An 11,290-nucleotide genomic window follows, 5' to 3' on the forward strand; every position below is an offset into this window, starting at 1 on the left:
TCGCTAATCTAATTCGTTCAATAAGTTTATGATTGAACCTTTTACTTCAGGATTTTTGATATTTAAAATCAATTCTTTAGGATAATATAACTTATAGTCTTCACGTTTAATCCCAGTAATACTTGAAATAATGAGCGACTGACTACTAATCTCTCTAATATTACCGCTGCTTTGTAACAAGTGAATAGGTTGACGATTTGAACCTGGTCGATCGTAATCATAAGGCAAATCAGAAAAAGAATCACTGACAAAATAATATTCAGGATCAATATTAGCTTTTCTAAATAAATCTTCAAGCTCAGTAATTGTAATAATCGAGCCATCAAACGGCAAATATTTGAACAAGTCTCTATTAATAAATCGACGCGATAAGTCTCTTAATATGGAATCGTCCTCGTTCATCCATTCTTTGATGTAAAAGGTAACGTCTGTTTCATCTAACTTAATATACTCATCAACAGTAGCCCGTTTTTCAAAAAATGGCACAAAGTCACGTGGTGATACTTTAAATTGGTAACCACTTTCGTAAAGATATTTAGCACGTTTGAAACAGTTGTTAAGTAAAACCTCTCCACCACGACTTACCGGGTGGAAGTAAATTTGCCAATACATTTGATAGCGACTCATAATAAAGTTTTCAACTGCATGCATGCCACTTTCTTTAATAAGCACTTCATCCTTGGAAGGACGCATCAATCTCAAAATCCGTTCCATATCAAACATGCCGTAAGATACACCTGTAAAGTAGGCATCTCTTTGTAAATAATCCATGCGGTCTGCATCAATTTGAGACGATATCATTGAAATAACTAATTTGTTATGATGCGATTTATTGATAACTTCAGCCACTTGCTTTGGAAAATCATCACTGACGCGTCGCAAAACGGCATTCACCTCAGTATCCCCCATAATAATAGCCTGTGTATATGCTTCGTGATCCGTATCAAAAATCTTTTCGAAACAGTGTGAGAAAGGCCCATGACCTAAATCGTGAAGGAGTGCCGCACACATGGCTAGTGGTCGATCGTTCGGATCCCAATCTTTGTGGTCTTTAAATGTTTCGTCAATCATCCGCCTCACAATCTCGTACACGCCTAATGAATGTCCAAAGCGGCTGTGCTCTGCTGTATGAAATGCTAAATTTAACGTCCCTAGTTGCTTAATTCGACGCAACCTTTGAAATTCCTTAGTTTTGATTAAGTCCCATATCAGTCGATCTTGAACGTGTATATATCGATGTATTGGATCTTTAAAAACTTTTTCCTCTGATAACTTGCAATGAACATAGGCTGGATCTTTCAATGATAAAATCCTCCTTATCTACACATTATCTTAATTGTTTTTTCATCAATGCTAAATTCATTGTTTCGCCATACATCACATGCTCGTATGTACGTGCAATACTAAAGCCTTCTTGCTCATAAAACGCTATAGCTTTTTGATTATATTGATCTACCTCGAGGTACAGCGCATCATACTTTTCTTCTAGATACGTTAGTCCTTTTTCTAATAACAAACGTCCATAACCTTTGTTTTGAGAATAAGGGCGGACATAATGCGCTGATAAAAAGACATCTTTGCCTTGTATAAAATTCGCAAATCCGACGACCTCTTCATCTTCAACAGCTACTAAAAATAACTGTTCATTTAAACGTTTTAATAAGTGTTCTTCATTATATGAAGCTGCAAGTAATTCATTCACAGTTGTTGCAGCATAAATATTCAAATACGTATTGTACCATGCTTTGGTCGCTACATCTCGAATACCTATAACATCTTCTGGTGTAGCTCTTCTTACTTCATACATAATAAAACCGCTCCTTATCGACTTATAACAGGACAAACATCTCATGTTCACTTAGAGAAGTCAATATCTTAAACACTTCTATTACAGGGTGAAGCTCAATATACGCCCTTCCATCTTGCTATTTAGATAAAACAGTAGATTTAAGGTTCATCTATTTTTCCTTTTATATGTCTGTTATTTTTTATTATTAAAATGATACTCAAATACTTTAAATATCAAGTTAAATGGAATTATTGGAATACCTTTAATTATACCATAAAGCCATCTAAACATAGATGACTGACGCCTTAATTTTCAAAACGCTGCTATCCAATGATACACTTCATTGGATCTGAACGCTTTATATGATTACACGCTGTTCACAGGCATTTTACTTTTTATTCATGAAAATAGATCTGTTTAGTAAATGGATATACTAATGAAATTAAAAAAGAATGAGACCTTTAGCATTTATTAGATACCGATTCATGGCATCTTGCTTTAATCTCACTCTTTTGTTATCTATATCATCTGAATTATTGTGATTGTTTACGTTTGGAAAGCTTTTCTTTAAGTTTACGATCTTGTTCTTCTTTTCGACGTTTTCGTTCTTCATTGCGCTTTCTGAGGCGTTCTTCTTCTTCAGGATCACGTGGTTTTTGCAATTGTTTTTCGACCTTTTCCATCAGTTCCTCTTCAGTGAGTGCAGCAAGTGGACGGTTGTTTACAAATGCAAATGTTTTACGTCGACCAGGCCCACAATAGGATTGGCAGCCAATTTCAATGTCAGCATCTGGATCTAATTTTTTTAATTTTTGTGTGACGCTTTTGACATTAACAGCCTGGCAATCATCGCAAACCAAAAATTTATTTTTCACCTAACTTCCCACCTCTCATAGATTTTAACTCTACTTATTTTACTCTTTTTTAGGATATTTTCAAGTTGTACAGTTTGAAAATAAGTATCGAGTGTGAATATACCGAGCAAGAGAGGTTATTTTTGAGTTGGTATACTTTGTGTTATATCAATGCCTAATACTGTTGGGAGTACAAAATACACGACTAAAATAATGACAACAATACTAATCACATTCATCACAAATCCTTTTAACGCCATTTCTTTAATTTGAATTTTACCGGTACCAAATACAATCGCATTTGGTGGCGTTCCAACAGGTAACATGTAGGCACAATTGGCTGCCATCGCTGCTGGTGCCATAAGCAACAATGGATGCACATTAATGGCTACAGATAAAGTTGCTAATATAGGCAAAATCATTGTTGCTGTCGCAGTGTTTGACGTGATTTCAGTTAAGAATAAAATAAACGCTGTAATCACTACTACAATAATGATTGGGCTCACACCATTTAATAACGTAAGTTGCTTTCCTAACCAAGTCGCAAGGCCACTTTCTTGTATTCCTTTAGCTAACGCAAGGCCCCCACCGAATAGAATTAAAACACCCCATGGTAATTCTTTTGCAACAGACCAGTCGAGTATACGTTTGTACTGATGTTTAGCGGGTATTAAAAACAAAAGTATCGCGACAAACATTGCGATTGTCCCATCTGCAACAAGCTCTGTATATTGCCATTTTGATAATAAAAATTCTCTCGAAATCCATAAAAAACTGGCTAATAAAAATATAAGAAAGACCACTTTTTCTTCGTATTTTACTTTTCCAAGTGATGCTAATTTAGTTTCAATCACTTGACGGCCACCGGGCAAAGTTTTCATATCATGACGAAAAGCAACATATTTAAAATAAAGCCACGCTAAAACAATCAGCAAAAATACAGTTGGAATACCCACAATCATCCATTTTGCAAAGCTTAATTCTGCTCCAAAATGCGCCGCGTATTGTCCTTTTAAAATGATTAAGGGAGGCGTTCCGATCAGTGTTCCTAACCCACCAATTGTTCCAGCATACCCAATCCCAAGCACTAATGCTCGTTCAAACTTACTTAATGCACGATCCTCTGAATGATCTTTTTTCAGGTCGTGCGCCTCTTTAATAATAGCGATACCAATAGGAATCATAATCATAACAGCAGCTGTATTCGAAACAAACATCGATAGACCTGCTGTTGCCACCATAAAGCCGAGTAAAATCCGTCCGGTACTTGTTCCAATATTCTTTATAATATTTAAAGCTATTCGCGTATGCAAATCCCATCTCTCCATAGCAATCGCTAATATAAAGCCACCTAAAAATAGATAAATAATATCATTCCCATATTGTGCAGAAACCGTTGCACTATCCATAACATGACCCAGTGGCAACAAAATAAGCGGCAGTAAACTTGTAGCTGGAATTGGAATCGCTTCTGTAATCCACCATAAAGCAATCCAAACAGCGATACCTAAAACATAGACCCCTTTAAATGATAAATCATCGGGCCTAACCCAAAGTACAATTATCAAAAACAATAATGGCCCAAGTATTAATCCTACCAACTGACTCAGCGTATAGGAAGGATCCTTTTTCTTCTGGTTGTAAAATGTTAGTACACGTGGTTCTTTTGGATGTACCATATGTATTCCCCCTTCTCATCATCCCCATTTTGTTATACTTTTTTTAAATAGTATATCACATTTGAATTCATTTTTCTTATGATTCTCAATATTCCAAATTATTTTTTTGCTCTTCTAACCTAAAAAAACAGAATACCTTTCACCTTTATAGGCTTCATGTATTCTGCTCAAAATGCTATTTTAAATGGTTTTTGCTAAAACTTTGCTTAATGCGTGCTGTAGGGCTTTTGAAAAATGATTTGGCTAATTGATTTGAAAATAATAGCCCCACTGCTATTGCACCTGCTATCAGCGTCGCGCGAACAAAAATATCATTAGCTTCATTAAACTCAAGTGTTAATACCTTTTGTGCCCCTTTGAAGAATATACTTCCTGGTACTAGCGGAATAATCCCGGGGACCATAAATAAAATCACAGGGGCTTTACATACTCTTGCCATCATATGACTCATTAAGCCAACTACAAAACTACCGCACAAACTTGCATAAATACTATCAATCGCAAATGTATCGCTCGTTATAAAAAACATTAAATAACCTAGTCCTCCGCACAATCCAGCCGGTAAAAATAAGCGTTGAGGTGCATCATATATAAATGCAAAGCCAAATGAGGTTAAAAAACTAAATATAAATATTAAGAATAACGTCATTTTTTAACCTCCTATAAAAGAATAAATGCAGTTGTGATACCAGCCCCTATTCCAAATGAAGTCACAATCGCTTCTAAAAACTTGGCAGTAAACATCAGCATGTGACGTTCAAACAAATCTTGAATAGCTGTCGTAATGAGCACACCAGGAACGATCGGCATGACTGCAGCAGTAATAGTTGCGCCTAAGTTAGGATTGCCGAGCCAACGATTTAACAGTATTGCGACTATACCAATCACAATCGCACCCAACAAATCGGGAATAAATAGCGTCAAGTGCTTCTCCTTCATCCATTCTGTCACAAAATACCCTAATGCTCCGGCTAACACAGCAGGAAAAAGGTCAATCCAACTGGCATCTTGTAAATATAAGAACCCCATCGAAATCATACCGGCAAACAACATTTTATGCCATAGCTTATGACGCTCTGACTGTTGATCAATCCGCTTTAACATTTGATAAGCCTTTTCATATGTCAACTGCCGCTTCGAAATCTGCCTCGAAATTTCATTGACTAAATAGACGTTGCGCAAATTCGTATCATTTTTTTTAATTTTAACCATCCGTGTATCATGATCTGGAGATAATGAAAAGTTAATAAAAATATTCAATGCATAACCTTGTGTGTCATGATAACCATAACTGCTAGCGATACGGTTCATTGTATCTTCTACACGTGACGCCTCAGCTCCACATTCAAGTAAAATACGGCCTGCTAAAATCACAATATTGGTTACCTCTACATCTGTGCGTTGATGATCTTTCAATCTTGTCACCTACTTTAGAGAACGTTGTTGACGTCGAACCTTTAATAAATAAATGGGAATACCTGCTAAAAGTCCAACTATTGCAATACCTGCACCTAATGGATCTGATATAAAAGTGTTGATAATAATAAACAAGCCGCCTAACATCGCTAAAATTGGTAAAACTGGATAAAGCGGAACAGAGTATGAACGTTTTCTATCCTTATACCTACGACGTAAAACAAACAAGCCTACAAATGAAGCAAGATAGAAAAAGTAAATGACGAAAATAGTAATCTCAGATAAATAATCCGCATCAAAAATCTTAGGAAATACGATGCTTAATATTAAGATCATCACTGTCAATACTGTCATGACAAGATGTGCGCCAATTGGTGTTTCAAACTTTTTACTAATATATTGTACATATCTTGAACCCGGCAACAAATTATCTTGTGCCATTGCAAAAGGAATCCGCGGAAATGTCATGACCTTCCCATTTAATGTTCCGATAATAGAAACGATTAAACCAATGTTAACAATTTTGGCTCCTAAACTTCCAAAAATCACAGTCGCCGCTTCAAAGCTCACACTATTACCTAATAAATACACTTCTGAAGCTGGTAGTATTTTAAATATCGCGACATTGATAAGTACATAAACCAATGTCACAACCAAAATCCCGATTAACATCGCAAGTGGTAAATCTTTTTGAGGGCGCTTCATCTCACCTGACATTGTCGTTAGCATAATCCATCCATCATATGCAAATAACGTCGCAAGCACCGCACGTCCAAAGTTGACTGTCCCATCATTATCGAGAATGATTTGGGTCACATCATGACCAAAAACCCCTTCACTCCCAAAAATCAAGCCAAATACGACAATGGCAAAAATAGGGATCAACTTCGCAAGTGTTGTAATATTTTGCACACTATTGGCATAATATGTCCCTACCATATTAATTAAAAGTAGAGCGATAAAAATACCAGCTCCTATTGGAATCGTCCATGTCGCACTAATCGAAAAAAAGCTCGTAATCAAAATGCCTAAAAACAGTATAAGCGATACGATAATGGCTGGACCGTATAAAACAGTCAATGCATAGCCTGTCAAAAACCCCCAAAAAGAACCATATATATCTTTTATGTATGCATATAGCCCGCCTGTACGTGTAATTTGTGCACCTACCTCAGCAATCGTCAGGCCGGATGCTAAAGTTAAAAATCCACCTATGAGCCAAGCCCATAGCGCCATATTGTTCGTACCCGCATATTCAAGTACAGAACTCGGCTTAACGAAAACGCCTGATCCTATAATCGTTCCCACAATAATCGTTACTGCTGTGAACAATCCAATCGTCGGCTTTAACTTTTGTTGCTCCGAATTCATTTGTGACTCCCCTTATCGTGTTAGTTTTAATGATATAACTATAACATGAGTACAGGGCAGAAATCTGTTTTTTAAAGAAAAGATTTTGCACATCTTTGATAAACCGATTAAAACCTTCTTAATCGGCTTCTCCCTCCCCATGTCCGTGCACCGCCTTCAAATCCCAGAATACACATATAACAAGAACATCCATTACACTATTCTCTATGCTAGCCCCTCAAGTGTATCGCTTCACCCATTTCGAGTCTGTCTTATCATTTTGAATATATCAATATCAAAAAAGGCGAGAAAGTCAAATTTCAAAAAATCACTTCTCGCCCAGATACTATATCTTCGCTATGATTGAATCTAGCTTCAATAACTACAGCTCATTTTATTGTGTGTTCATTTCAAATAATGTTGCCAATCGCTCTACTCGGTGGCCAATGAAGAAGCTTCCGAACTCACCGTAGCGCGCTGTTGTTTCATCAAAACGCATCTCATAAACAATCTTCTTAAATTGAAGTACATCATCTGCGAATAGCGTAACACCCCATTCATAGTCGTCAAAACCAACTGATCCAGTGATGAATTGTTTAATTTTACCGGCATACTTACGACCAATCATGCCGTGGTCATACATTAACTTTTTACGTTCTTCCATAGAAAGCATATACCAGTTGTAAGTTTCATTACGACGCTTGTTCATCGGGTAGAAACAAATATATTCTTTTTCAGGCAATTCCGGATATAATCTTGCTCTTACATGAGGATTTTGGTAAGGATCTTCATTAGAATCGCCTGCAAGATAATTACTCAATTCAACGACTGATACATACGAATACGTTGGAATAAAGTGGTCTGCAATTGGTAATTTATTGATTTCTGTTTCAATATCAGTAAGATTTTTCATTTCAGGGCGTAAGAACCATAACAATAAGTCAGCTTTTTGACCGGTCACATTATATAGAACATGATCCCCTTCACCATTTGCTTTTGCACCTTTGAATCGTGTTAATAAAGACTCCAGTTGTTCTACCATTTCTTGACGATCTGCTTCAGGTACTAATCTCCATGATGCCCAATCTATTGCATAAAATAAATGTAAGCTATACCAACCATCTAAGGTTTCTGCTGCATGACTCATGAAAAACACTCCTTAACTCTTATTATTCATTTCAAGTTAAATATTAACATATAATGAGGACTTGAAGCTGTATAAACCCTTTGTATTTTCTTAACACCTCCCTCACTATTTATCAATCAAATGTCACTATCCTATTCCCTTCAAAATATTAACACTTTCCTATATAAATCTGCCTGCATTCCAACAATTCTAGTCTTGGAAATCAAACATTAAATAGCGTATAATAATATATGGAAATTTATGATGAAGGAAAGTAGAGGAGGACCATTATGTCTAGTTTATTAGATGTATTAAAAGACAAACTTTCAGGAAAAAATGTACGTATCGTACTACCAGAAGGTGAAGATGAACGTGTATTATCAGCTGCTGTTGAATTACAAGCTTCTGACTATGTTCAACCTATTGTTTTAGGCAATGAAGCTAACATTCAATCATTAGCATCTGAAAAGGGGTTAAATATTGAAGGTATCGAAGTGATTCAACCTGACACAAGTGATTTAAAAGCAGATTTAGTTGCTAAATTTGTTGAACGTCGTAAAGGGAAAGCAACTGAAGAGCAAGCTCAAGAATTACTTAATAACGTTAACTATTTTGGTACAATGCTCGTTTATACAGGTCAAGCTGACGGATTAGTAAGCGGTGCAGCACATTCAACAGCTGACACTGTAAGACCTGCTTTACAAATCATCAAAACAAAACCAGGTGTATCTAAAACATCAGGTGTCTTCTTTATGATTAAAGATGACAAACAATATATCTTCGGCGATTGTGCAATCAACCCAGAGCTTGCCGCACAAGACTTAGCTGAAATCGCTATCGAAAGTGCTAAAACAGCTCAAAGCTTCGGCATGGACCCACGCGTTGCAATGCTTAGCTTTTCAACAAAAGGTTCAGCAAAATCTGACGACACTGAAAAAGTATCAGAAGCTGTTAAACTAGCACAAGATAAAATTGAAACTGAACAATTATCAAACGTTGTCATCGACGGTGAATTCCAATTTGATGCTGCTATGGTACCTGAAGTAGCTCAAAAGAAAGCACCTGGTGCTCAAATTCAAGGCGATGCTAACGTATTTATCTTCCCAAGCCTAGAAGCTGGTAACATCGGCTATAAAATTGCTCAACGTTTAGGTGGCTTTGATGCAGTAGGACCTGTTTTACAAGGACTTAACTCACCTGTTAATGACTTATCACGTGGTTGCTCAACTGAAGACGTATACAACTTATCTATTATTACAGCAGCACAAAGTTTACAATAATGGATTTGTCATCTAAATACTTTAACGATGTTGCTTGGCGCTATATTGATCATTCAACAGGTCTTGAGCCCATGCAGTCATTTGCTTTTGACGATACGTTTTCCGAACGCGTAGGCAATGATTTATCTCCTAACATCGTTCGTACATGGGTACATCAACATACAGTCATTCTTGGCATTCATGATTCTCGTCTTCCTTTTTTAAAAGACGGCATACACTATCTCACAGATGAACGAGGGTATAATGCTATCGTTCGTAATTCTGGGGGATTAGGTGTTGTATTGGACCAAGGCATCCTAAACGTATCTTTAATTTTCAAAGGTAAAACTGAAGTTTCTATTGACGAAGCATTTACTGTGATGTATCTGCTGATTTCTAAAATGTTTGAAGATGAAGATGTCGAAATAGATACGCATGAAATTGTACATTCATATTGTCCGGGTAAATATGACTTAAGTATAAATAATCAAAAATTTGCCGGTATTTCACAGCGTCGTGTTCGTGGAGGTATTGCTGTACAAATTTATCTATGTGTTGAAGGATCCGGTAGTGAACGCGCACAACTGATGCATGACTTTTATCAACATGCTTTAAAAGGGGCTCAAACAAAGTTCGCCTATCCTGATATTCACCCAGACTGCATGGCATCACTCGAAACACTATTAGGCCGTGAAATCACAGTTCAAGATGTCATGTTCAAGTTGCTCTATGCTATTAAAGACTTAGGTGGGCAGTTGAATATGGATCCTATTACGACTGATGAAATGATATTGTATGACAAATACTATGAACGCATTGTTGAGCGCAACGCTAAAATGAATGCTCAAATTGAATAAACATACCATTTTAACTGTCGATAAGGCTTATACTTTGTCGACAGTTTTTTGATTCTGTAGATTAAAGTCACATTAAAAATCTTACAATAGTATTTCTTGAGTATAGTTGAAATATGTTACATTTGATATACGTTATAATCAATTTATAGGTAACAATGAAAAACGTATAATATAACATGAATAGTAGCATCATATTTTCAATGTTAGCGTACTGTTTTAAGGAGGAATGCTCATGAAACGTCAAAATTATCCTAGAATTGAGAAAATTTTAGATGATGGAACGATTATAGCATATGATAAATACAATCAATTAAATACAGATCTGAACATCAATTCATTAACCGATGAACAACAGTATCAAGTATTTGGAGGGCTATTAATACAGCCTAAACGTCATAGCGAATACAATGAACGTGATTATAGACGCGAAAGAGCACTAGAAGAAGCACATAGAAAAGAAAAAAGCAAAAAGAAATGGTTTATGTTAGGATTTTTCATCGTGCTTATTATCGCTGTTATACTCGCTGTTAAATCTTGTGCTAACCCCACTAATGATATTGAAGAAAATCAATCTGACCAACAAGTTAACCAGCAAAATCATCAATATGACAGATTAGAAGAGCAAAATCAAGATATTCAAGACCAAATCAAACAAACACAAGACACTATCCAAAATGAAAATGAAACCAGTAAAGCCGAATCTGAAATAGCTAAACTCAAAGATGAAGTAGCCAAATTAAAAGAAAATTTCAACCAAAGTGAATCTCAACAAGCAGCAAACCAATATGAAGATAGCATTGACAATTTAGAAAATGCGAAAGACGCGAAAGAAAATGGTAATACTGAAAAAATGCAAGAAGAATTAGACAAAGTTGGCAATAAGCTTGAAGCGTTAAAAACAAAACTTGAGGAATGGTTTAATCAAAATAAAGAAACAGAGAACTAGGACTATTTATCATC

The 11,290-nt window shown here is 36.1% G+C and carries 11 protein-coding genes; 3 read left to right on the plus strand and 8 right to left on the minus strand.

The genetic code is table 11. The features are described from left to right. Positions 1-3: 3 nt before the first annotated feature. The 8 genes from C7J90_RS01690 to hemQ form a co-directional block, all read right to left on the minus strand. Positions 4-1,302: an HD domain-containing protein gene (locus C7J90_RS01690; RefSeq protein ID WP_103207247.1), complete on the minus strand. Its 1,299-nt coding sequence runs from the start codon at positions 1,300-1,302 to the stop codon at positions 4-6. A 25-nt stretch (positions 1,303-1,327) separates the two neighbouring features. Beyond that, the gene (locus C7J90_RS01695; protein ID WP_103207246.1) at positions 1,328-1,807 is read right to left on the minus strand and encodes a GNAT family N-acetyltransferase; all 480 of its coding nucleotides are present in this window, start codon (positions 1,805-1,807) and stop codon (positions 1,328-1,330) included. A 515-nt stretch (positions 1,808-2,322) separates the two neighbouring features. Then, the gene (locus C7J90_RS01700; protein WP_103207244.1) at positions 2,323-2,664 is read right to left on the minus strand and encodes a YuzB family protein; all 342 of its coding nucleotides are present in this window, start codon (positions 2,662-2,664) and stop codon (positions 2,323-2,325) included. A 116-nt stretch (positions 2,665-2,780) separates the two neighbouring features. Next, positions 2,781-4,322 carry an SLC13 family permease gene (locus tag C7J90_RS01705; RefSeq protein WP_103207243.1) on the minus strand — a complete coding sequence of 514 codons (1,542 nt, stop codon included), beginning with the start codon at positions 4,320-4,322 and terminating at the stop codon, positions 2,781-2,783. Between the two features lie 175 nt (positions 4,323-4,497). Next, positions 4,498-4,971, minus strand: coding sequence for a threonine/serine exporter family protein (locus C7J90_RS01710; protein ID WP_103207241.1), 474 nt, complete (start codon positions 4,969-4,971; stop codon positions 4,498-4,500). Positions 4,972-4,982: 11 nt separating this feature from the next. Next, positions 4,983-5,696 (minus strand): threonine/serine exporter family protein, encoded by a 714-nt coding sequence (locus C7J90_RS01715; protein ID WP_103207253.1) that lies wholly within the window; start codon positions 5,694-5,696, stop codon positions 4,983-4,985. A gap of 51 nt (positions 5,697-5,747) precedes the next feature. Next, the gene (locus C7J90_RS01720) at positions 5,748-7,109 is read right to left on the minus strand and encodes an APC family permease (RefSeq protein ID WP_103207240.1); all 1,362 of its coding nucleotides are present in this window, start codon (positions 7,107-7,109) and stop codon (positions 5,748-5,750) included. A 373-nt stretch (positions 7,110-7,482) separates the two neighbouring features. Then, positions 7,483-8,235, minus strand: coding sequence for a hydrogen peroxide-dependent heme synthase (gene hemQ / locus C7J90_RS01725; RefSeq protein WP_103207238.1), 753 nt, complete (start codon positions 8,233-8,235; stop codon positions 7,483-7,485). A gap of 269 nt (positions 8,236-8,504) precedes the next feature. Here hemQ and pta point away from each other — a divergent pair, with 269 nt between their 5' ends. The 3 genes from pta to C7J90_RS01740 all read left to right on the plus strand — a co-directional run bounded on the left by pta (position 8,505) and on the right by C7J90_RS01740 (position 11,276). After that, positions 8,505-9,494: a phosphate acetyltransferase gene (gene pta, locus C7J90_RS01730; RefSeq protein ID WP_103207237.1), complete on the plus strand. Its 990-nt coding sequence runs from the start codon at positions 8,505-8,507 to the stop codon at positions 9,492-9,494. Next, positions 9,494-10,330: a lipoate--protein ligase family protein gene (locus tag C7J90_RS01735; protein WP_103207235.1), complete on the plus strand. Its 837-nt coding sequence runs from the start codon at positions 9,494-9,496 to the stop codon at positions 10,328-10,330. Before pta ends, C7J90_RS01735 begins: the two co-directional genes overlap by 1 nt. A gap of 232 nt (positions 10,331-10,562) precedes the next feature. Further along, positions 10,563-11,276: a hypothetical protein gene (locus tag C7J90_RS01740; RefSeq protein WP_103207233.1), complete on the plus strand. Its 714-nt coding sequence runs from the start codon at positions 10,563-10,565 to the stop codon at positions 11,274-11,276. Positions 11,277-11,290 lie beyond the last annotated feature (14 nt).

The sequence above is a fragment of the Staphylococcus felis genome, assembly GCF_003012915.1.
Classification (GTDB): domain Bacteria; phylum Bacillota; class Bacilli; order Staphylococcales; family Staphylococcaceae; genus Staphylococcus; species Staphylococcus felis.